The sequence below is a fragment of the Lysinibacillus xylanilyticus genome (assembly GCF_001183605.1).
In the GTDB taxonomy this organism is placed as follows: Bacteria; Bacillota; Bacilli; order Bacillales_A; family Planococcaceae; genus Lysinibacillus; species Lysinibacillus xylanilyticus.
Genome location: NZ_LFXJ01000005.1, coordinates 584294 through 607161 on the forward strand (window position 1 = coordinate 584294; position 22868 = coordinate 607161).

The window sequence follows — 22868 nt, forward strand, 5'->3', positions numbered from 1 at the left end:
GGACAGTTACTATTAAATTAAGAGCCGTATTTTTAGGGGCATATAGTAAGGCTGTCGAGCGTTCTAAATTGAAGCTTAGTAAATCAGCATCTGTGGAAGACAAAGTCTACAGAGAGAGTTTTGCGCCATTTTATAAGTATTGAGAAACATCATTGGCCCACTATTAGTAGGTTTAGAGTTTTGCAAAATGGCCTAAAAAGAAATGGATTATTGAATGGAGATTTGACATTAAAAGTAATAGAATATAGATAAAGAGCCATCTGAAAACGTATAATAAAGAGGTTTTAGATGGCCTATTTTAACCTTGCTACTTAGAATTATTTAAATTTACGTACATAATTTTGTTTTGCTATAACTTATTTCCTTAATTTTCTTTCCTGTTGGATTTCAAGTGCCGTAAGTTTCTTTTTCCCCCCATCTGTTTTTATAAAAACTTCACCTTTAGCAGTTGAATAAAGATATTCACTTCGATAAGGTCGAATATTTACTTCCACTATATATAATCCATTAATAATGTTTAAATTATTATCATATAATGAGAGTAAATCAATCCTGTATACACTTGGTGGAATTTGGGGTTGTATTTTCCCTAATTTTTCAGTAATGGATCTACGTAGTTCATCTCTTTGTTGATAAGTTAGCTTTACACCTACTACTCTTCTTTCTTTGTCACTTATTCCCCATATAATTTTACCAGCTCTTTTTGTATTTTCATTTAAATAAGCAACTGCATATTGGTCGACCAAACTAAGAATCGAATCTACTGGATTATTTCCTTTAATTTCCTTGAATTCAATGAATCTGTACTCCTCATCTTTTAGGATATCGTTTTGAATATATTGAACTATTAGTTGACCTTCTTTTTTAAAATCATTGTTCTTTTGCTCGTTAATAGGCTTCCTAAGTAATATATTGGGGATTTTATAGTTATAAGCTATTGGAGAAAATACATTTTCATCTCTAGTAATATTAGCAATAACATTTTTCTCATTAAAAAAATCAAATAAAGAAGAAGAATCGAATATTATTATTTGATTAATTTTAGAGTAACTTTTTAGAATAGATAGAATTAATTCTTGGAGATTATTATCATATGAAAAAAATATTTCATCAAATATAAGTGGTGTTTTAAACTCTAAATTACGATGTAGGCTTACTGCTGATATTAATTTAAGAAACTGTGCCGCACCACCAGAAGGAACAACAATCTTTTTATTAGTTTTGCTCACCTGATTAAGGTAGTTTTCAACAATATTTAACCAGGTACTGTGTTCGGTGGGGGAAGACTCCAAAAGTGCTGAAATGAATTTAATATCATCTTCTTCAATTTCTATACGATCCATATGTATATCGTTAAAAAATACAGGTGAGTATTTGTGATAATGTGAAATAATATTATTGTCTCGACCTAATAATTTATTAGAATTCACTTGGAAGCTTGAGTGATATTTACCTTCAGAGTATATATTTTCGAATATTTGTATTGTATTATCGTGCTCAGTTATAAGTTTTACATTGCTCTCAATATTTACAATTAGAGAATTATTCTTTATAACTGATTTACCATAAAGAATATATAAAAGTGCTCCAAAAATTTGTGTTTTTCCACTAGCATTTTGTCCACGTATTAAATTGATTCCACTCTTTTTAAATTCAATTTCATTTTCTTTTATAGGACCAAAGTTTTTTATAACTAAACTTTTTATATACATATAGTAGCCACCTGCAATTTTTTTTTATTATTTTAAATTCAAAAGTGAAAAAAATAACTGTATAGTAGGTAAAATTCTTTAGTAAAAGTTGTTTTTATTATTTGACTAATTGAAACCTGGATAAATATACAATAATAAGACCACTTCGTGATGGGTGGTCATTTTTTATGAAATAATTATACAAATAACTATTAAAAAAGAGCACCACCAATTATTCCTGCGATAGGTGTTACAATATCCTTTTGAAGAAATCGCAAAACGTCATTCATCCTACTCACCTCCTAAAATGATTGTAAATAAAATAGAACTATATTTCTATTATTTACACTTGTTTCCATGATATCTTTTCCTAATGATGAAGCACCCATTCGTAGGCTAGTTGAATTATATGTATTTGAAAAGAGATCATTCAAATTAGGCTCTATTAAGCGATAGGGAAAAACAAGAATTAAACGTGAAAACTTAGAATGTAGGTATTGCGCACAAAATTGTTACGTAAAGTTGAATCATCCAAGTCTAGGTGAGGTAAGGGAAGATGTAAAAGAATGTGCATTATCTGCAGCAGCATTAACTACTTAACTAGTTATTTACATTAATCCATCAGCAGCAGAACCAGCTTTTATAAAAGCATTTGTTGGATGTTTAAAACTTAAAGGTATTGAATGGGCAATGAAATTTATTTAAAACTAGAAGCGGTATCAAATGATTGTGAGGATTGGAGGTATAAGCTGCGGCATACCTCATTAATAATGTGATTTGTACACGACAAGACCACTCCTTGACGGGTGGAAATAATAGTTGATTTGATATTAATGTCCCACCGCAATGTCCTACCGTTGAAATGATGAAATCCATTGGGGGAGTAAGCGTGAACACATATAAAATGAATCTTAATCATTTATTCTTTTAATCTTTTAAAACATGCTCTTAATAATTAACTATATAATCAAGCAGCTGCAGAAATGTGGTTGCTTTTTATATTGGACCAAAAGAAAAACACTTTCAGCTGCACGATGAGCCAGAAGTGTTTTTGCTGTGTTTAAATTTTTTCTCCATCTTTCATTAGGAAGCTGATTTCATAATCAATTTCTAATGCTTCAGAAATCTTCTCTAAATCACTTTCACTGAAATTATTGCGTGTCATTTTATTATGTAAGTTTTGGCGTGTAGTTCCTAATTTTTCAGCCAAATCCTTCACAGTCATGTCCTTTCTACCAAGAATAATTTTTATTTTTTCACTGGTAGTTAATCTCATATAACACACCTCCTATCAGTAATTAGTATACCATTTTATATACTTGTAAACAAATTTATTAATAAAGTAAATTATAAAGTTTACTAAATTATTTACAAAGTACATTAATTAGTGTACTATTTGGTTATCGGCAAAATTGGAGCAGAACATAACCATCAAAGGTTAGTCGGTGAATGGGCAAGAAATAGCCGACATGCTGCAGGGAAGAGAGGTGAAACACTATGACATACTTTGGTTTTGTAATTTCAAGAGAAGATGAAGCGGATTTTCCTCACTTCTTGAATGTAACAGAGGCTCGTGCTTATTTTCAGAAGCGCTATGGAGACAGTTATAACCTTGGAAGTAGGGAAAGACAATTTGATGGTTACTGGGGTGGTTATATTTATTTCGATGATGTTGACGGTCAACCAGTACAAATTGGTGAAGATGGTTCGGTCCATGTAGTTTATTAATTATTTGGCAATAGAAAGCGAGGTGAAAACGATGGCATTTGAATACTTAGCACAATATACAACATTTGAATCAATAGCAGATATGGATCAACATGTGGAAGAGCATATCCAGCAACATTTTTATGATCTTACAGAATCAGAGCGTGCCATCGTTTTCAAGCTTGCTAGTCACAGCTTAGAGTATCCAGGGGCATGTCATTTGAAAGCTGTCACAATTGCTGCAGCATTGGAGATCAGCACAAAGACAGTTTATCGAGCTATTTCAAAACTGGAATCGCTAGGGATAATCAAGAAACAAACAACTACAAAGGAAAAGGGGGGGAGAGGTGCAAACATATATATTATTTTGCCTTATCAATTAGAAGCGAGTGAAAGCCCTGTCGAGCATTTTGAACAAAATGAGGTTGTTCAATTACAAGAAGCTTATAACCAAGCTCATACCGATAAAAAAGCATGTAAAGAGTTTATGAATAATTATCAGCAAATGCTATTCGATTTTATGCATTCGTTACCTCTTCCAGATAACTTTAAAGACGAGCTGCATAAAGTGGTACTAGCATCCAATGTAAGTAACATTCAGGAATTCATATTGGCCAAGAACATCATATTTAAAATGGCTAACGATATTAAAGAAGGAGTGCTGACGGTCACTAAAACAATACGTGCCATATTCGTAGGGGCTCATAAGAAGGCATTACTACGTAAAGATAAACATCCAACAACAAACACCTCATATATAAAGAATAAGCCTGTAAATGTACGTTCAGTACCTTTCTACAATTGGCTATCAGAACGTAATGGACCAACAGAAGTATTTTAATAAGAAAGAAGTGAGGACACATGAAAGTAACGGCTAAAGAATGGTGTGTCATGTCTGACCACAATAAACAATTACTTTTAAATGCGGTAGCAACTAAATAAAACATAGACGAAAAAGGAGATGTAAACATGCAGCAACAAACACAACACACTTTAAGAACAGTCGCACATGAAAATAGTAACAACGCATATAACTTATCAGTACAAATGATTCAATTAAAAACCGTACAGAATGAAGTGGCTCGTTTACTAAATAAACTTGATGATATTACACATAAAGGTTGGCATGAGAATAGAGGCATGGCATACCTATCTATTCTAGAAATTCAAGATACAGTACGTTTAATTGACATGGCATTCTTTCCGTTATTTAAAGAAATGTCACAAGAGGTTGATACCCTTAACATACACGCCCAGGAACTATTTGACACCGTGAGTGAAAATGAATCTGAGCAATCGATTGATGCAGCTACTAAACCAGATATCAACAGTAAGAAGGGTTGGAACGCTTTTGCTATGGAAGGTAACATAAAAACATTCACTAAAGAATTTGGTAGGGAACCAGAAAGCTTTGAGGAAGTGTTAACGTATATAACAGAAACCGTAAATAAGGTTATGGATAAAATCGAGGAAAATAAAAAAGCGACTGCTGGAACAGTGGCTAGTGAAAACATCGCAAATTGACTTTATCAAAACAGCGAGTGGCTTCAACTATTATTGTGGCCACTTTTCTACTGATACGCAATTTGCGGATTCGTTAAAATATAGAGTGTTGGATCATGAAATTCAAGACGGTTTAACCAAAAATGGATTGTCCTATGAAGGTAGCCAGCTTCGAATTCACAGTCGAAAATTAAAAATAGATGCCCACATTTTTGTGGTGATGTTTAATAAAGCACTTGCTATGGTAGGTGTTTTTTATTAAATCACCATGTGTTAGTAAAAGTGGTGCTGCATTAGTTAGCGTTGTTTTATTGTCATTTTTAGGAGGAAAACATTTCCTTTATGTCGAATTGAGTAGATAGAAAGTGAGTGATAATTATATGGGAATAAAAATGCCAAAAGCAAACTATTTTAATGAAGAAATAACTATTGAAGAGGCAAGAAACAATGGGATAACAACAAATTTATTTTGTGTTTGTTGTAATGCACCAATAAGCTATGTTGGTCCGTTTAAACGAATTTATGGTGACAATAAAGTTTCGATAGTAAGAGATTATTTTAAATTGGCCAATACTTATACTCATGATGAAAATTGTAAATATAACACGGAGGGCCGAGTGAAAATCATAGCACGCGATTCCGATGAAATTTTAAAAAGTATAGATAATGGTAAATATAATTTTAGAATGAATTTAATTGCTACATCCTTAAAGAAATTAAGGAGAGAACAAGTTGATAATGAAAGTAAGAACACATTATCTGATGATGTAAATAAACCAAAAAGTAAAGAGTATGAAAGTAATGGGAAACTTAATTCTTATTTATCGACTATGAATAAAATATTAATATTAAGGTCTGAAATTGAAGAAAACAAGGAGTTAAGTACTCTTGTACAATTGGAGTTCGGTGCAGAAAGTATTAGTTGGAACAGATTTTATTATTCTACCGACGACCATATTAAATGTTTTAAATATGTAAATGGAAATAACATAAAACATCCAGTTTGTATTGAAGGAAAAATAAAAGTTATCAAGGAACCAACTGAAAAATTTAAATATCATTCTGTAGTCTTAACAAGACCATATATTGATAAAGAAGATGAAGATGGATTTAAAAGGATTCCTGCTGTTGAAGTAGTGGTGTATAATCAATCAACTGTAGATTATATAAAAGCAGAAGTAGAAAAAGGAAATGATCAAATTGCATTTTATTCTTTTATTACCGTAAAAGAAAATATATATGGCGAAAATATCAAATATTTAAATATTAAAGGTTCGATTTTTCATAAAAAACAAGTACATGTTTATTCATTATAAAATTATGCCTTCCACAATCATATGTGGAGGGTTTTCATTAATAAAATAAGTAATCTTTCTTACTCACACATTCCTGTACACACGCTCGCCGTATTTTATTAGCCCCAATCTAGCCCCACTTAGCCCCAAAACAATACAATTTTATGCTTTATTTTGCGTAGTTAAAAATCACAAGAAAATCACCAAAGTATTGATATATCAACGTTTATAGATGTCTTTACATATTACATGCATTCATTTCACATTATATGCTGTAGAATCGGGTAGTCGTGCTTGGGGGTTTCCTTCTAAGGATAGTGATTATGATGTTCGTTTCATATATATTCATCAACCTCAATGGTATCTTTCAATCGACCCTCAAGGGATTGGAGCAAAGAGGGATGTTATTGAAGTGCCTATCAATGATTTGTTGGATATTAGTGGTTGGGAAATAACAAAAGCATTAAGGCTATTCCGCAAAAGTAATCCGCCTCTTTTAGAATGGCTACGAAGTAATATTATTTATGACCAGCAATATTCATTTATTGATAATGTACGGTTACTTGAACGTGAAGTTTTTTATCCAAATGCAAGCTTATATCATTATTTAAATATGGCGAAAAACAATTATCGAGAGTATTTACAGGGCTCAGAAGTGAAAATAAAAAAATATTTCTATGTCCTTAGACCAGTTTTAGCATGTAAATGGATAGAGCAAAACAATACGGTTCCACCAATTGATTTTCAGGAATTGTTAAATGCAATTATTTCAGAGGGGCCTTTAAAAACCGAAATTCAGCAACTTTTGCAAAGAAAAATGGCTGGTGATGAACTAAATATGGAGCCTCGAATTGAAAATATTAATGAGTATTTAGATAAAGAAATAATGCATATTGAGACATACTGTAAAAGTCTTCATGTTAAAGTGGATGATCCTACACAAAAGTTAGATGCGTTATTTAGAAGTACATTGCAAGAAGTGTGGGGTTAACGGTCATAGAAATCTGAATAATTTTTAATTGTAAGGTCATACTAAAAGAGGTTTCACTTATGAAATCTATATTGATGAGGAGGATGGCACGAATGAGTAGGTTCGAACAACTAGACCCAAAATCTCAAAAAATCCACCGCAACTGGTCAAGGATTAAGCGCTCAAAATCTCAAGTAAATGGTGAAACGGAGATTACCCTCCATAACCGTATCTTGAGAAGTGAAGCAAAAGCCCGTCAGTTTTAATCAGCTAGAAAAGTAAGTGTCATCAAGCCCAGAAAATATTCTGGGTTTTTTCTTCGTTCCTATAACTTTCAGGGTCTCTTCTATGACGCTAATTCACAATGAGTCGCCCAGCCTCCAACCCAATCAACATATATACATTGCATACGTATTAACAAATGATGATGAATCAAATGCAAGACATCAAACCCAATTATCATTTTATCTTCAATTATTTGTAATTAATGCGGTATAGTAAAGAGGGAGACAATTTTATTATGAAGATAACGTTCTATACTCATACGATAAATTTTCTTCAATGAATGCTCAAACTAATGATTTCATGGAGACTTAATAAATATTTGAAAGGAGAGGGGATTTTGACAGAAAAAATCAAAATTAGAGTTGCTAATGAAGAGGATGCTGGAGCTTTGTTGGAAATTCAGCAAGAAGTTTTAGTAGAAGAAGATTATTTAATCACTACAATAGATGAATTTCAGAGAACGATTGATGAGCAAAGAGAATGGATACAAGCGAAATTAGCAAATGAACGAGAAACAATTTTTATCGCACAATATCGAGGGAAAATAGTTGGCTGGCTTGTATTTCAATCGCCACAAAGAAAACGATTAGCACATACAGGTACCTTTGGCATGATGGTGCTTAATGAATATCGTGGTCTAGGTATTGGCAAACTCTTAATTGAAAAGCTACTAGAATGGGCAGAGCATAATCCTTATATTGAAAAGATTAGTCTTGGCGTATTTTCAACAAACGAAAGGGCTATTGCGCTCTATAAAAAAATGGGATTTGTTGAAGAAGGAAGAAAAATCAAAGAAATAAAGCTACATGACAATGAATATATAGATGACGTTTTAATGTATAAGATGGTAGTAAAAATTTGAAAGGAAATATTTTTACATGAAAAAATATAATTTCACACAAGAATGGGCCAATCAAATTAATAACTATCAATCGATAGATGCTTTTTATACAAAAATCATGAAAACGGTGGCGCCTGCCAATATTGGCTTTATGTATATAGAGCCTGGTGGTGTTGTTGGGATGCATGAGGCGCCTGTACCACAGTTATTTATTGTGATTCAGGGGGAAGGATGGGTTTGCGGTGAGGATCAAGAAAAAGTACTCATAAAAACTGGAGAAGGTGTTCTTTGGCAAACAGGAGAAGCGCATGAATCCGGGAGTAATTCAGGGTTAACAGCACTTGTCATCCAATCCGAGCAATTCAATCTTGCATAGATTACATAAAAAAATGTGTAACGGAGTAATTTATTGCTCCGTTACACTAAGTTATATTTAAGCCAAGTCTAACTGTTTTCAATAAATGGCCATCAAATAACTCATCAAACTCCTCCAATTGCTTGAAGCCCTTCGCTTGATAAAAGTTCATGCCAATCGTATTTTCCTTTTCTACACAAACTAAAAGTGACTTTAAATCTGGAGGCATCTTGAGCCCTTCCTGTAATAGGGCTGTACCAATTCCTTTGCCCTGAGTTTCAGGAAGTAAATATATTGAATAAAGTTCTGCCTCACCATCTACAATATTTGAAAAATTTGCAAAGCCTACTATATGACTCTTCAAGTACAGCAACTAAAAATAGACTATTTTCTAAACGGCTCAGTAATCGATCACTACTATAAGCAGCTACTATAAAACGATCCTGAATCTCATTTGGGATAATTCCTTCGTATGTTTGATGCCAACTCTTTTTGGCAATTTCTTGCACAAAAATGATGTCATTCTTTTGCATATGCCGTATAATTGATATCAATACTTTTCACCTTCAATTCCATTTTTTCTATTTATTGTAACATCAAATCACGCGGAAGGGGATGACTTCATGCAAGTTGTTGAAAAGGCATTTGGCTATATTACGAGAGAGCATGAGGGTCAGTTACAAGTGCTAGTATTTGAGCAAAATACAGAAGGGGCAGGAATTCAAATTCCTAAAGGCACGGTAGAGGAAGGGGAAACACCTCTAGAGGCAGTAAAACGAGAGATGTTTGAAGAAACAGGTTTATCCTATTTAGTAGTGAAGGGATTAATTGCCCAGGATTATTTTAATCATCATTCAGGGTTATTACAAAAACGCTATTTTTATCATTTAACGACAAATGAAAATCGAGATTCATGGATGCATTGTCCGACAGGTGTAAACGAGACAGGCTTAGAATTTTCATTTTACTGGATAACAGATGAACAAGAAGTAACTTTGGCAAAGGGACATGGAGATTATTTATATCGGGTGCTAGCTCGTGTTAACAACTGATTGTTAAACATTTATAAATTGCATATATAAAACAAAACCGCGTTCCAATAATTTGGAGACGCGGTTATTTCATTATATAGCTTTTACAGCAATCGCTTCTAATGCTTGAGCGAAATCGGCGATCAAATCGTCAACATGTTCTAGTCCTACTGAGAAACGTAAAAGTCCATCAGTAATACCTCGTTTTGCTCGTTCCTCAGGCTCCATTGCTGCATGACTCATTTTTGCAGGGTAGGATAAAATCGATTCAACGCCACCAAGAGAGACAGCGAAAACAGGAATTTTCATAGCTTCTACTAGTGCTTTTGCAGCTTCGTAGCTTGGTAAACGGAAGGATAGTACTGCTCCTGCATTCGTGGACTGACTATGATGAATCTCATAACCAGGGTGTGATGCAAGCCCCGGATAGTATACTTGCTCGACAAGGGAACTTGCGTCTAAAAACTCAGCAATTTTTTGTGCCGATTCTGCAGAACGACTAAAACGCACATCTGTTGTTTTAATATTTTGCAATAAAGTAAAGCAGTCCTGTACACCTAATATATTGCCAAATGAATTTTGGATAAAGTACAGATCCTGACCAAGTTTTTCGTCAGCTGTTACTGTCAATCCCGCGATAATATCAGAATGACCAGATAAAAATTTTGTAGCACTATGAATAACAACATCTACACCTAGCTCAAGTGGACGTTGGTGTAAAGGTGTCATAAACGTATTGTCTAAAAATGTTAAGCAATTATACTGCTTGGCAAGTGCTACTACTCCGCGAATATCTGTGATGCCAAGTGTTGGATTTGACGGTGTTTCCATATAGAGTAGCTTTGTAGCCGGTGTAATGGCTGCTTCTACTGCCGCTAAATCTGTGAAGTCAACGAAAGTATGGGAAATACCGAAGCGTGGTAAAACCTTGGAGACGAAGCGGTATGTTCCTCCATAAACATCCTCAGTAATGACAATATGATCACCCTGAGATAATAGCATTAACGCTGCAGATACAGCTGCAATACCAGAAGAAAATGCATGAGCTCGTACTCCGCCTTCAAGCTCTGCTACTGCTTTTTCTAATGCATCCCGCGTAGGGTTTCCTGAACGTGCATAATCATATTCGCCGAATTCATCGATACTCTCCTGATGGAAAGTAGATGATAAATACATAGGCACATTGACTGCACCTTTTTTATTTTCATAGCCGTCACGGGCACCTGCGTGAATAAGGCTTGTTTCAATATGCTGCTTCATTTTTAACCTCTTTTCTAAGGATATCGAATACTTGTTTTAAATCCGCAATTAAATCTTCAGCCTCTTCAACTCCAACAGAAAAGCGTAGTAATCTGTCACAAACACCACGTTCAATACGCTCCTCATAAGGCATGTCTGCATGTGTTTGAGTGGCAGGATACGTAATAAAGCTTTCAACACCACCAAGGCTTTCAGCAAAAATAATTAGCTTCAAGTTTCGAAGGAATGGGTCAATCCACTCAGCCTTTTCCAATCGGAATGAAAGCATGCCACCTTTTCCCGTGTATAGCACATCTGACACAAGATCTTCTTCCTCTAAAAATGCGGCAATTGCTTTGCCATTCGCATCGTGCTGCTTTAATCGAAGATGCATTGTTTTTAATCCGCGAATAAGTAACCAGGAATCCATCGCACCTAAAACCATACCGCTTCCATTATGAATAAAGCCAATGCGTTCTGCTAATTCAGTACCTTTAGCTACAACTAAACCAGCTAACACATCATTGTGGCCTCCAATATATTTAGTAGCCGAATGAATAACTATGTCTGCACCTAATTCGATTGGACGTTGGAAATATGGTGTATAGAAAGTATTATCGACAATTAACCATGCCCCATGCTTGTGAGCTAATTCTGCATACACTTGCAAATCAAATTCCTGCATAAGCGGATTTGTTGGTGTTTCAATGAATATAGCACGCGTATTGTCGTTGATTAATGCTTCTACCTGTTCAACTGATTCAAATTTTGAGTAGACGGGCTTAATATTATATGTTTCTTCAAAGAAATTAAAAAGTCGATATGTACCACCATATAAATCATCAGGCACCACTAATTCATCGCCAGGCTTAAATAATGATAGAACTAATTGAATAGCGGCCATCCCAGAGCTACAGGCAAATCCTGCATCTCCGCCCTCTAAATCAGCAATACCTGCTTCTAATAGTGCACGAGTTGGATTTTTTGTACGTGTATAATCAAAACCAGTGGATTCACCGATACCTGTATGTTTGTAAGCTGTCGATAAATGGATTGGTGGGCTGACAGCACCTGTTCTCGGATCACTTAAATTCCCAAGTTGTACAAGTTTTGTTTCAATACTTCTGCTGTTTGTCATGTCGTCACTCTTTTCTTCATCATAATAAATGGGGGATCTATTAGACCTTCTTTTCCCCATATTCAAAATAATTGTTTCCAATTTAACATGTATAATAAAGAAGAACAAGATAATTTCAGAAAATTAGCTAGATTATTTATATTAAATCATCTAGGTATAGTAGGAGATAAGGAAGGGAAGAAAAGTAAATGAAGCATTGGTTAGTAATAGGTGGAACTGGAATGCTAAAGGATGTTTCTGTATGGCTTATAAATGAAGGTAATCATGTAACCGTTATCGGGAAACAACAAAAGAAAATGCGAAATTTGATAAATGAAGCTAAAAATGCTTCAAAATTGACGCCATTATTAGTTGATTATACGAATTATAATAACTTGAAAACGGCATTAATAAAGTCTCAAGAAACTCATGGGTCGTTTGATTGTATTATTGCTTGGATTCATGGCTCTGATACAAGAATTTGGGAGTCACTTTTTCAAGCAGTTTCTAACACAAAAAATGTGATTTTATACCATATAAAAGGAAGTAGCTCTTATTTAAATAATGACAGTACAAAAAGTTATATCCCTTCAAATATAATTTATCGAGAGGTGAAACTTGGTTTTATCATAGAAGACAACAACACTTCGAGATGGCTAACAAATAGTGAAATTGCACAAGGAACTATTGATGCAATAAAACAAGAAATACCGGAAAAACAAGTAGGTGCTTTTGAGCCATGGAATTTGCGCCCTTAAACAAAAAAAGAATCAGCCTATTACCTCGGAAGTCGAGGAAATTAGACAGATTCTTTTTCACTTAATTTAAGCTTGTTCTTTTTTTAATAAATCTCGAATTTCTTTTAGAAGCTCTTCTTTAGCATCCAATTCTGGTGCTGGTTTTTCCACAACAGCCTCTTCTTTTTTACGAGAAAGCTTAGTCATAAGTCGTAATGCCATGAAAATTGCAAATGCGATTATTAAAAAGTCAAGAATTGACTGTAAAAATACGCCTAACTTTACTTGAGCGTCACCTGAGCCATATCTAAAGCTTTCTGTTAAATCAATACCACCAGTTAAGATACCGACTAATGGCATGATGATATTTTCAACTAAGGAGGTAACAATTTTACCGAAAGCACCACCAATAACTACTGCTACTGCTAGATCGACAATATTGCCTTTCATAGCAAATTCTTTAAAGTCTTTCCACAAAACAAATTCCTCCTATTATTATCCATATAAAATAATCGAATTCTATTTTACTATATTTTTCCCTTCCTTTTCAACTATTAAAGTAGTGGTAATTATATACTGAAAAGTCTGCTACAAATCGAAAATTTTGGTAATATAGAAATAGAATAAATGATTAGGTGTGACATATGGAGAAAAAAAAGAAGAAAAAACCGATGCTATCGCCTTCCGCTCAATTAGGCGTGATAGCTTTATTAATACCAATAGCGATAACTGTTTGTGTTTTCGCTTTTTTTGCATGGAAGGAACTACAAACATTACCTATATTTGAAAAGTTAGCGCGGGAAAAAGAACTAGAAGAAATTCAACAAAATTTCGATATGAAAATTCCTGAGCAATATATTCCTATCTATGTAGCAGCAGAAGAGAAATACGGCGTACCTTGGACTTTACTTGCCGCTCATCATCGAATTGAAACACGATTTTCCTCAATGAAATCGCTCGTTTCACCAGTTGGAGCAGAAGGGCATCTGCAATTTATGCCATGTACGTTTGTAGGCTGGAAACATCCTTCCTGCTCGGGGTTAGGAAAAGGGGATATATCGAAGACTGAACTAATGAATCCAACAGCCATTAAAAAATATGGTGGTTATGGCGTAGATGCTAATGGAGATGGCATAGCAGATCCTTATGATATTGAGGACGCTATATTTAGTGCCGCGAATTATTTATCGGAAAATGGTGCAGCAGATGGTCATATAAAACAAGCTGTGTTTAAGTACAATCACAGTGATGAATATGTGGAAAAGGTGTTACATTATTTCAATTTGTATAATGACTATCATGATGAACTAAAGGAAGCAATCGTTTATAAAGAAAAGTAAAATACCATCAAAAAAGATGGCTCTTTAATAAAATATTGTAATTTGGCAAAACGTGGGGTTGATTTCCATTCCAACTTGGCGCTTTGTAGCTGTCGCTTTGCTTTCGCTTTTGCACAGAGCAAAGCTTCCTGGGGGCGTCCGATGAGCCGCTTGGGCCAACAGGTGTTTTTTGCGCGAAAGTGAAGTCTAACGTAGCGGCAGCAAAAGGGGTTCATTCTGTGCGAAAGCGTAGTGCAACGAAGCGACATCACGAGGTTGGTCACGAAGGCGTTATCACAGAACATGATGGTTTTAACCTTCGTTCCTCTATTGCTAATCCCCAAGAAGTCGCCCTGTCTCCACTCCGATCAACCAAATCTCCCGGTATGTAATTTAAATGATTTGTTGTTGTAAAAAGGAAATTCGAATGGATATTTACATGCGAAAGGGACTCGACAAACTCATGTAAAACGTTGCCACATCAAAATATTTCCTTGATCATTTTATATTTCAAAAATATGTAATAAAGAGCCATCAAAATGATGATGGCTCTTTATTACATATTTAGGTTGCTTTACGCATACTCTTTAAAATAATGCTTACAATGAAGATCAGCACTACAGCACCTATTAATGCTGGGAATACGTAAAAGTTACTAACTCGCCAACCCCAGTTGCCAAGAATCATACTACCGATCCAAGAACCGATAACCCCAGCAACAATATTTCCGATTATGCCGCCAGGTACATCTTTACCTAAAATTACGCCAGCTAACCAACCTAATATCCCGCCAATGATTAAATACCAAATGAAGCTAATCATTTTTTTCATCTCCTTAAAATTAAGATATAATGGCGATTGCTTAGTTATGCCCTGAATGGAGTATATTAAACGCGTTCGTTTCTTTAGTAATTATTACAAATTCACGATACTGTTTTTATGGCTTAACAACTGTTGCGCCTAATGTATGTTCAAAATGACGTAATGCCCAATCATGACCTGCAGCATCAAAACTTGCAACACCATCTGCATAAACAACCGTTGAAATGCCCAAATTATAAGCATCAACTGCTGTATGTAAAATACAAATATCAGTACAAACTCCAACTAAATGAATTTCTTTGATACCTCGTTCATTCAATAAGATCGATAAATTGGTTCCGGCAAATGCGCTATAGCGAGTTTTATCGAGCCACAAGACTTTATCTTTGTGAAGGTTATAAATTTCGCCAACTTGCCCAAATAAATGTCGTCCGTTAGTGCCGCGAATATTATGAGGGGGAAATAGCTTTGTTTCAGGATGGAACGGATCATCTTCCTCATGTAGATCATTCGCAAAAACGACAAATTCGTTTTCAGTAATAAATTTTTGAATTAAGGATGAGATTTTTTTATCTAATGCTTGCCCGGGCTCTCCACAAGTTAGTTTTCCATCAGAAGCAACAAAATCATACGTATAATCAATTACTAATAAAGCCTTTTTCAACCTTTTCACTCTCCCTATAGGTATTATTTCATTTTTATCATGCCATATTTGGGCCTGGTTGTCAGAAAAATGATCCAATTTTAATGTTACGAATAGTTTGAAAATTGATTTTTCTGAGAGTATAATGTGAAAAAAGGAGAGTGGTCTATATGAATATGACAGCTATGAAACGATTAAATCGCCAAGGATTACTTATTGCAGGTTTACATCTGCTAGTGCTACTAAATTTAGCAGCGGATTTCATATTTTCCTCGTAATCTCTTAAAAATATAGAAAGGTGAGTTAAATGCTTGTCTATTATTAAAACAACCGTGAAGGCAAATTTGATTGCATGTCCACGGTTGTTTTTTTATTGTCTAAATAGAATTTTTAAAATGAATAATAAAGACAATGGCGTAAACAAAGGAGTGATGGCATGACCACTAGATTTGATAGAGCGTTTCATGAACTAGAACGTCCATTTGCTTGGTTGGACTTTGATGCATTGGATCACAATATTTCAACCGTACACAACGCTTGTGGAGAGAAAAATATACGCATCGCTACGAAATCAGTTCGTTCTGTGGAGATATTACGTTATTTACAAACAAATCTATCAAATGTGATGGGGTTTATGACGTTCACAGCGGCAGAAACAATATTTTTACTGCAACAGCAATTTGATGATTTACTGCTAGGATATCCGGTGATGGAAGAAGCTGCTGTTCGTCAGCTATTACATTTCGTAAAGGCCGGGAAAACTGTCACTTTTATGGTGGATAAGTGGGAACATGTCAAATTTTTGGCGAAGTTAGGGCAAGAGTTAGGCGTTCGTGTACAAGTATGTATTGATATTAATGTATCCAATGATTTTAAACTGCTATATTTTGGTACGAAACGCTCTTCGCTTCATTCACTTCAGTCACTTACACCATTCCTCGAATATATTAAAAATCAAGCATTTATTGAGGTGGTTGGAGCGATGGGCTATGAGGCTCAAATTGCAGGAGTCGGTAATCGTCCAGCCAACACTGTTAAAGGAAAACTAATTGAAGTAATGCAATTACAAGCTAAAAAGAAAGTTACCCAGTTTCGTAGATTAGCAATTGCGCATATAAAAGCGTATTTCCCGAGCTTAAACTTTGTAAATGGTGGTGGTTCAGGGAGTATGGCATACACGGCACAACAAAAGGAAGTAACAGAAATAACAGTTGGCTCTGCATTTTATGCACCAGCTTTGTTTGACCAATTTACACATTTACAGCTAGAAAAGGCAGCTGGATTTGCTTTAAGTGTAACAAGAAAGCCAGAAAAAAATATTGTTGTTTGCCATGGTGGTGGTTATACGGCGTCTGGGGCAATTAATACTGATCGATTACCGGTATTCTATGAGCCTAGCTTTTTTTCATATCTTACCTTAGAAGGAGCGGGAGAAGTTCAAACACCAGTAAAAGTAAAGCGTAAAAAAATTAACGTAGGGGACACGCTATATTTTCGACATGCGAAGGCTGGGGAACTTTGTGAAAGATTTCAAGAACTACATGGGATTAGAGGGGACACGTATGTAGGAACTTATTCAACCTATAGGGGGAATGGTCAATGTTTTCTATAGATAAGTGGAAAAATGGTGAGAAGTGGACAAACTGGGCTGGTAATGTCATCTCTTATCCGTCTGAAATGTACTTGCCTCGATCTATTGAAGAGGTTACAAATATCGTGAAGCATGCACGTGAGTTAGGAAAAACGATTCGTGTCACTGGTGCAGCTCACTCCTTTAGCGCTGTTGCAATGCCTGAGCATATAGCACTTTCTTTACATAATATGCGTGGGCTCATAGCTGTGAATGAAGAGAAGCAAGAGGTGACACTTTGGTCCGGAACGTATTTATATGAAATAGGACCGTTGCTTGCGAAGCATGGATTTGCCCTTATAAATATGGGTAACTAAACTGTTGCGACAAATTTAGACAAACCTATACAAATCTGTATAGAAGCATAAATTTATAACAGAATACCCTTCGTATCAAGCGATTGGTGCGAACTCCACGTTAATTGCTTTTAACTCCTAAAGCCTTGTGACCAAAGCGGAGCTGGAAACGGCAGACGTAACGGTGCGAAAGCAGAAAAAACAACAAGGATGGCATAAGCTGAAAAAAATCACTCAGTGTCCGTAAAGGATCATCGTGACAACGGAAAACGGTGGCGCTAAGTGCTTTGGCAATGGATGTTTAGCAGCGAACTCCTAAATCTCTAATGAGACAAGGAAGACGTTCAACGACTATCTCCTTGAGGGAGAGTAAAACCGCAAGCGAATGGCGGAAGAAAAATGTGGCTCTTATTAGAAGATAAGATGAAGATATAGTCTGCGCTTATGTGAAAGCATAAGAGGTCTACTCGTGAGAGAAAGACTGCATTAAGGGTTGCGCCTTAGTGTGAACAAGAAAAATATATACAAAAGAACAAATATAAAAATGTTAACAACCTCTCTAAACAGGGTAATGTGATTTTATCATTGTGAAAGAGAGGTAGTATACATGGAATTAATGTTCATTGAGAAATTTGCTAAACGTGTTGGTGTAAATGTTGTAACGCTAAGAAGAATGGAAACAAAGGGCGAGAATGTATCTTCTGGCGGTATGAGATATTACTCTGTTGAACAATTAAAACAGTTTGGCTTTGCACCAGACACACAAAAGTTGGTGATTGGCTATTATCTAGTTAGTACACCTAGTCAAAAAATTATTCGGTCGAAGGAAACTAAACGATTGATTGACGAGGTGAAAAACAATGATATTGGCGACAAAAATAAGACTAAAACCAACTAAAGAACAAGAGGTTTTGTTTTGGAAGTCTGCGGGGACTGCGAGATGGGCTTACAATTATTTCTTGGCTGAAAGCGAACGTATTTATAACGACGAGAAGCGTACAGTCAAAGAGGGCGAAGTTCGTAAAAAAATCAATAATGAACTGAAACCAACAACGCATAAATGGCTTAAGGAAGTCGGAAGCAATGTGATGAAACAGGCGGTGAAAGATGCCGATATTGCTAAAAAGCGTTGGTTCGAAGGCACTACTGAAAAGCCAAGGTTCAAAAGCAGACGAAGAAGTAAAGTTAGTTTTTATGTAAATTACGAAAGTTTAAAACGAACAAATGAAGGTTTTAGAGGTGAAAAGATTGGCAATGTAAAAACTTGCAATGCGCTTCCTAAGCTTAAAAAAGGTCATAAATATTCGAATCCACGCATCTCATTTGATGGACGAAATTGGTTCTTATCCATTGGATATGAGCAAGAATTTGAGAAATATGATTTGACAGGAGAAAGTTTAGGGATTGATGTAGGGATCAAAAAATTGGCAGTTTGTTCTGATGGTAAGTTCAAAAAGAACATTAACAAAACCGAAGAAGTCAAACGATTAGAGCGAAAGTTGAAACGAGAACAACGACATCTAGCTCGTAAGCTTGAAGCCAATACTAAAAAGTATTCTAAAAACCGAAAGCCAATCTATAAAATACCTTTAAAGAATATGAAAAATATTCAAAAACAAAACACGGAAATCCGTAATTTATATAAGCGACTTAACGATATCCGAACAAACCATTTACATCAGTGTTCTATTGAGATTGTGAAAACCAAGCCATCTCGTATTGTTATGGAACATTTACATGTAAAAGGTATGATGAAAAATAAACATCTGGCGAAGGCGATAGCCGAGCAAAAGTTATATGAATTCAAACGGCAAATTCAATACAAATGTCAAAAATACGGAATTGAATTTGTTGAAGCCGACAGATGGTTTCCATCATCAAAAACTTGTTCTTCTTGTGGGCAAATCAAATCCGATTTGAGACTGAAAGACAGATTAATTATCTGTTCTTGTGGATTAAAGTTGGATAGAGATTTGAACGCAAGCATTAACTTAGCAAATTACTCAATCTAAGGAGTTTAACTAAAACTAAACCTTAGATGTGTACGCAACGATACTGCGGAATTTAAGCCTTTGGAGAGTCATACTAAATTGTAGTAGCTTTGGCGAAACCAGACTCAGAGAATAAGGAAGACACATAAACGAAAGTCGGAAGATATAAGTTGTGTCACAGTAGAGATGGCTACATTTTTTAAGAAATGTATATATTTTTCGTATCGGGGATATTCAAGAGCAAACGATTGCAGGAGCAGTGTCAACGGGTACCCATGGAACAGGTGTAACACTCGGTTCGTTATCCTCAGCTGTAACAAGATGGGGTTTTGTAGATGGTACAGGTACTTATAGGGAGCATGTGAGAGGAATGGATGATTTATCTGAAGCTTTGCATGTTTCACTAGGTATGCTGGGTGTGCTTGTGAAGGTAACGATAAAGGTGATACCTCTATATAGCTTACATTACGTGAGCACAAGAGATACTTTAGAAAATGGTCTGGCGATATTTACTGAAGATATTCGACAGAATCGACATGTTGAGTGGTTTTATTTTCCGGGCAGCGAAACCATTCAAGTGAAGCGTATGAACGCTATAGCGCCTGTTTATCAAAGTGATTGGAGTAAGAGAATAGAGACGTTGAAACTGCAAATAGTAGAGAACGGTGCTTTTTTTGCTATGTCCGAGCTTTGTAAATGGAAGCCTTCGTTAAGTGGCGCTATGAGTAAATTAGCAGCAGCCAATGTAGTTGAAGGGGAGAAAACAGGGATTAGCTATGAAATTTATCCGTCTCCACGTAGCGTAAAGTTCCAAGAAAGTGAATATGCTATTCCGTTAACGCAATTTGAGGCATGTATGGAGGAGATCCACGCAACCTTTAAAAGTGGAATTTTTGATGTACATTTCCCGCTAGAATGTCGGACGACGGCAGGAGAAGCAGGTTTTTTAAGTCCTACCCAAGGGCAAGAATCAGCGTTTGTTGCCTTTCATATGTATAAAGGAATGCAGGAAGAGCCTTATTTTGAATGGATCCATACGATGATGAAGAAATATAAAGGACGACCGCATTGGGGCAAACTAAATCATTTAACAGCAAAATATGTATACGAGCTATACCCAGATATCGAGAAATTTTTAGCCATCCGTAGTCAATTCGATCCTGATAATGTGTTTTTGACAGGGTACTTAAGAAAATTATTTACATTGTGAAGGAATACTATGCAATTTAAAGGATTTGAAGAAATGATGGATTATTTAAAAAAATTAAAATTTGAACAAAATGTTAAAATATTCTCCAAAGCGAGATAAAAGTGATGCTTAATCAGCATGAAAACGATTTCAAATTTTATGTATTATTTAAATTGTTCAAACAATTCTAAAAATACTGTTGACTAGACCTTTTTTTCGTACTATGATTACAACAATTTAACACGTTCGTTACAGCAATTAGTAATCTTCTAAGAGATTAACATATACGCAAAAACGGAATAGACAGAACATTTCGTATATAGCAACGAACATAGCAATAAATGAGGGGCGTTTAAAATGAGAAGTGACATGATTAAAGTAGGCGTAGATCGTGCGCCACATAGAAGTCTTTTATATGCAACAGGCAAAGTAAAAGCGAAAGATTTAGGCAAACCATTTATTGGGGTTTGTAATTCTTATATCGACATTATACCAGGTCACGTTCATTTACGTACATTTGCTGATGTTGTAAAAGAAGCCATTATTGAAGCGGGTGGTATTCCTTTCGAATTTAATACAATCGGTGTAGATGATGGAATTGCAATGGGCCATATTGGTATGCGTTACTCTTTACCGAGTCGTGAAATTATCGCAGATTCTGCTGAAACAGTTATTAATGCACACTGGTTCGATGGAGTATTTTATATTCCTAACTGTGACAAAATTACACCGGGAATGTTAATGGCAGCAGTTCGTACTAATGTACCGTCAATTTTCGTCTCTGGTGGTCCAATGGAGGCAGGTACTTCTGCTACTGGCAAGCAACTTTCATTAACTTCAGTTTTTGAAGGTGTAGGGGCACATAAATCTGGCAAAATGTCAGCTGAAGAGCTATTAGATATTGAAAACAATGCATGCCCAACATGTGGTTCATGTTCAGGAATGTTTACTGCAAACTCTATGAACTGCTTAATGGAAATGCTAGGAGTAGCTTTACCAGGTAATGGAACAATTGTTGCTACTTCTGAAGAGCGCCATAAGCTTATTAAAGAAGCTGCAAAACAATTAGTCCGTATGATTAAAGAGGACATAAAACCTCGAGACATTATTACTAAAGAAGCAATTGATGATGCATTTGCACTTGATATGGCGATGGGTGGTTCGACAAATACAGTCCTCCATACATTAGCAATCGCAAATGAAGCTGAAATCGATTATAACATTGAGGATATTAATAAAGTTGCAGAGCGTGTTCCATATCTAGCGAAAATTATGCCTGCTTCAGATATTTCAATGGATGATATTAATAAAGCGGGTGGCGTTAGTGCCATTATTAATGAGTTAGCATCCATTCCAGGTGCTATTCACCCAGATCGACCAACAGTTGCAGGAGTAATAATGGGTGAGCTTGTAAAAGATTATCATATTACAAATGCTGAAGTTATTCGTACGAAAGACAATCCGTATAGCCCAGTTGGCGGTTTATCGGTGTTATTTGGAAATATCGCACCAGATGGTTCTGTTATTAAAGTAGGAGCTGTAGACCCTTCTATCAAAGTATTCAGAGGCGAAGCAATCGTCTTTGAATCACAAGAAGCGGCACAGGAAAATATCGATAACGGGACGGTTAAAGAGGGTCATGTAGTCGTCATTCGCTACGAAGGACCAAAAGGTGGCCCAGGGATGCCTGAAATGCTTGCACCAACATCTGCGATTCAAGGCCGCGGTCTTGGCACAAAGGTTGCATTGATCACAGATGGACGTTTCTCAGGTGCATCTCGTGGTATTTCAATCGGACATATTTCACCAGAAGCTGCAGAAGGCGGTCCAATCGCGTTAGTAGAGAACGGTGACATTATTACAATTGATCTACCAAATCGTACTATCAATTTAGAAGTTTCAGATGAAGTATTAGCTGAACGTCGTGCAAAACTACCGGTATTTGAACCGAAAATTAAGCGCGGTTGGCTAGCAAGATATTCAAAATTAGTAACAAGCGCCTCTACAGGTGGCGTTATGAAAATTTAAAAAGTTAAAGCGTTGATGAGGTTAAAGGTTCTAGAGCCTTGTATTTACCAGAGAGCCGGTCGTGCTGGAAGCCGGCGATACAACTAGATCCGACATCCCCTCTGAGTGAGCTATTAAACGCGTGTTCGCCATTAGATAGCTCCGGGCATAATCGAAAGTGCTCGTTATTAATGAATAAA

The 22868-nt window shown here is 35.7% G+C and carries 25 protein-coding genes and 2 pseudogenes; 19 read left to right on the forward strand and 8 right to left on the reverse strand.

Going from position 1 to position 22868, the window contains the following annotated elements; genetic code table 11:
- Window positions 1-356: 356 nt before the first annotated feature.
- Both ACZ11_RS24940 and ACZ11_RS05820 read right to left on the reverse strand, forming a co-directional pair.
- Window positions 357-1712, reverse strand: coding sequence for an RNA-binding domain-containing protein (locus ACZ11_RS24940; RefSeq protein ID WP_082172688.1), 1356 nt, complete (start codon window positions 1710-1712; stop codon window positions 357-359).
- Between the two features lie 1039 nt (window positions 1713-2751).
- The gene (locus ACZ11_RS05820; RefSeq protein ID WP_049664439.1) at window positions 2752-2967 is read right to left on the reverse strand and encodes a helix-turn-helix domain-containing protein; all 216 of its coding nucleotides are present in this window, start codon (window positions 2965-2967) and stop codon (window positions 2752-2754) included.
- 221 nt (window positions 2968-3188) lie between these two features.
- Between ACZ11_RS05820 and ACZ11_RS05825 the strand changes: the two genes are divergently transcribed.
- The 9 genes from ACZ11_RS05825 (at window position 3189) to ACZ11_RS05860 (ending at window position 8668) form a co-directional block, all read left to right on the forward strand.
- A complete protein-coding gene (locus ACZ11_RS05825; RefSeq protein WP_049664441.1) occupies window positions 3189-3419 on the forward strand; it encodes a hypothetical protein in 231 nt (76 codons plus the stop codon).
- 31 nt (window positions 3420-3450) lie between these two features.
- Window positions 3451-4239: a helix-turn-helix domain-containing protein gene (locus tag ACZ11_RS05830; protein ID WP_049664443.1), complete on the forward strand. Its 789-nt coding sequence runs from the start codon at window positions 3451-3453 to the stop codon at window positions 4237-4239.
- Between the two features lie 128 nt (window positions 4240-4367).
- Window positions 4368-4922, forward strand: coding sequence for a hypothetical protein (locus ACZ11_RS05835; RefSeq protein ID WP_049664444.1), 555 nt, complete (start codon window positions 4368-4370; stop codon window positions 4920-4922).
- The gene (locus tag ACZ11_RS05840; RefSeq protein WP_049664445.1) at window positions 4903-5163 is read left to right on the forward strand and encodes a hypothetical protein; all 261 of its coding nucleotides are present in this window, start codon (window positions 4903-4905) and stop codon (window positions 5161-5163) included. The genes ACZ11_RS05835 and ACZ11_RS05840 overlap by 20 nt, the downstream gene beginning before the upstream one ends.
- 103 nt (window positions 5164-5266) lie before the next feature.
- A complete protein-coding gene (locus ACZ11_RS05845) occupies window positions 5267-6217 on the forward strand; it encodes a hypothetical protein (RefSeq protein WP_134008741.1) in 951 nt (316 codons plus the stop codon).
- Window positions 6218-6428: 211 nt separating this feature from the next.
- Window positions 6429-7187 carry a nucleotidyltransferase domain-containing protein gene (locus ACZ11_RS05850; protein WP_049664448.1) on the forward strand — a complete coding sequence of 253 codons (759 nt, stop codon included), beginning with the start codon at window positions 6429-6431 and terminating at the stop codon, window positions 7185-7187.
- A 92-nt stretch (window positions 7188-7279) separates the two neighbouring features.
- A complete protein-coding gene (locus ACZ11_RS24945) occupies window positions 7280-7432 on the forward strand; it encodes a YpzG family protein (protein WP_082172689.1) in 153 nt (50 codons plus the stop codon).
- 356 nt (window positions 7433-7788) lie between these two features.
- A complete protein-coding gene (locus ACZ11_RS05855; RefSeq protein WP_236690788.1) occupies window positions 7789-8313 on the forward strand; it encodes a GNAT family N-acetyltransferase in 525 nt (174 codons plus the stop codon).
- Window positions 8314-8329: 16 nt separating this feature from the next.
- The gene (locus ACZ11_RS05860; protein WP_049664449.1) at window positions 8330-8668 is read left to right on the forward strand and encodes a cupin domain-containing protein; all 339 of its coding nucleotides are present in this window, start codon (window positions 8330-8332) and stop codon (window positions 8666-8668) included.
- Between the two features lie 46 nt (window positions 8669-8714).
- Here the strand turns inward: ACZ11_RS05860 and ACZ11_RS05865 are convergent.
- A pseudogene (locus ACZ11_RS05865) lies at window positions 8715-9180 on the reverse strand (N-acetyltransferase family protein).
- Between the two features lie 90 nt (window positions 9181-9270).
- Here ACZ11_RS05865 and ACZ11_RS05870 point away from each other — a divergent pair.
- Entirely contained in the window at window positions 9271-9699 is a 429-nt protein-coding gene (locus ACZ11_RS05870) for an NUDIX hydrolase (protein ID WP_049664451.1), read from the forward strand.
- Window positions 9700-9771: 72 nt separating this feature from the next.
- On the opposite strand, the gene ACZ11_RS05875 is transcribed toward ACZ11_RS05870, so the two are convergent.
- Entirely contained in the window at window positions 9772-10938 is a 1167-nt protein-coding gene (locus ACZ11_RS05875; protein ID WP_049664452.1) for an aminotransferase class I/II-fold pyridoxal phosphate-dependent enzyme, read from the reverse strand.
- A complete protein-coding gene (locus tag ACZ11_RS05880) occupies window positions 10922-12055 on the reverse strand; it encodes a methionine biosynthesis PLP-dependent protein (protein ID WP_049664453.1) in 1134 nt (377 codons plus the stop codon). Before ACZ11_RS05880 ends, ACZ11_RS05875 begins: the two co-directional genes overlap by 17 nt.
- A 188-nt stretch (window positions 12056-12243) precedes the next feature.
- On the opposite strand from ACZ11_RS05880, the gene ACZ11_RS05885 reads away from it, so the two are divergent.
- Window positions 12244-12792: a Rossmann-fold NAD(P)-binding domain-containing protein gene (locus ACZ11_RS05885; RefSeq protein ID WP_049664455.1), complete on the forward strand. Its 549-nt coding sequence runs from the start codon at window positions 12244-12246 to the stop codon at window positions 12790-12792.
- 66 nt (window positions 12793-12858) lie between these two features.
- Here ACZ11_RS05885 and mscL read toward each other — a convergent pair whose 3' ends face one another.
- Window positions 12859-13248: a large conductance mechanosensitive channel protein MscL gene (gene mscL / locus ACZ11_RS05890; RefSeq protein ID WP_049664456.1), complete on the reverse strand. Its 390-nt coding sequence runs from the start codon at window positions 13246-13248 to the stop codon at window positions 12859-12861.
- A gap of 167 nt (window positions 13249-13415) precedes the next feature.
- Here mscL and ACZ11_RS05895 point away from each other — a divergent pair, with 167 nt between their 5' ends.
- Both ACZ11_RS05895 and ACZ11_RS25645 read left to right on the forward strand, forming a co-directional pair.
- Window positions 13416-14111, forward strand: a complete 696-nt coding sequence (locus tag ACZ11_RS05895; protein ID WP_049664458.1) for a lytic transglycosylase domain-containing protein — start codon at window positions 13416-13418, stop codon at window positions 14109-14111.
- Between the two features lie 218 nt (window positions 14112-14329).
- Entirely contained in the window at window positions 14330-14482 is a 153-nt protein-coding gene (locus ACZ11_RS25645; protein WP_161804440.1) for a hypothetical protein, read from the forward strand.
- Between the two features lie 172 nt (window positions 14483-14654).
- On the opposite strand, the gene ACZ11_RS05900 is transcribed toward ACZ11_RS25645, so the two are convergent.
- A complete protein-coding gene (locus tag ACZ11_RS05900) occupies window positions 14655-14912 on the reverse strand; it encodes a GlsB/YeaQ/YmgE family stress response membrane protein (protein ID WP_049664459.1) in 258 nt (85 codons plus the stop codon).
- 115 nt (window positions 14913-15027) lie between these two features.
- Window positions 15028-15576 carry a cysteine hydrolase family protein gene (locus tag ACZ11_RS05905; protein ID WP_049664461.1) on the reverse strand — a complete coding sequence of 183 codons (549 nt, stop codon included), beginning with the start codon at window positions 15574-15576 and terminating at the stop codon, window positions 15028-15030.
- Window positions 15577-15991: 415 nt separating this feature from the next.
- Here ACZ11_RS05905 and ACZ11_RS05910 point away from each other — a divergent pair, with 415 nt between their 5' ends.
- From ACZ11_RS05910 to ilvD, 6 genes and pseudogenes are all read left to right on the forward strand, one after another.
- Window positions 15992-17167: an amino acid deaminase/aldolase gene (locus tag ACZ11_RS05910; protein WP_049664462.1), complete on the forward strand. Its 1176-nt coding sequence runs from the start codon at window positions 15992-15994 to the stop codon at window positions 17165-17167.
- Complete coding sequence (locus ACZ11_RS05915) at window positions 17155-17502, forward strand: FAD-binding protein (RefSeq protein ID WP_049664464.1); 348 nt, start codon at window positions 17155-17157, stop codon at window positions 17500-17502. Before ACZ11_RS05910 ends, ACZ11_RS05915 begins: the two co-directional genes overlap by 13 nt.
- Window positions 17503-18088: 586 nt before the next feature.
- Window positions 18089-18292: pseudogene (locus tag ACZ11_RS05920) on the forward strand (IS607 family transposase); the annotation flags it as partial.
- 49 nt (window positions 18293-18341) lie between these two features.
- Window positions 18342-19493 carry an RNA-guided endonuclease InsQ/TnpB family protein gene (locus ACZ11_RS05925; RefSeq protein ID WP_049664466.1) on the forward strand — a complete coding sequence of 384 codons (1152 nt, stop codon included), beginning with the start codon at window positions 18342-18344 and terminating at the stop codon, window positions 19491-19493.
- Between the two features lie 238 nt (window positions 19494-19731).
- Window positions 19732-20682, forward strand: coding sequence for a D-arabinono-1,4-lactone oxidase (locus tag ACZ11_RS05930; protein WP_236690789.1), 951 nt, complete (start codon window positions 19732-19734; stop codon window positions 20680-20682).
- Between the two features lie 336 nt (window positions 20683-21018).
- Window positions 21019-22689 (forward strand): dihydroxy-acid dehydratase, encoded by a 1671-nt coding sequence (gene ilvD / locus ACZ11_RS05935; protein WP_049664467.1) that lies wholly within the window; start codon window positions 21019-21021, stop codon window positions 22687-22689.
- Window positions 22690-22868 lie beyond the last annotated feature (179 nt).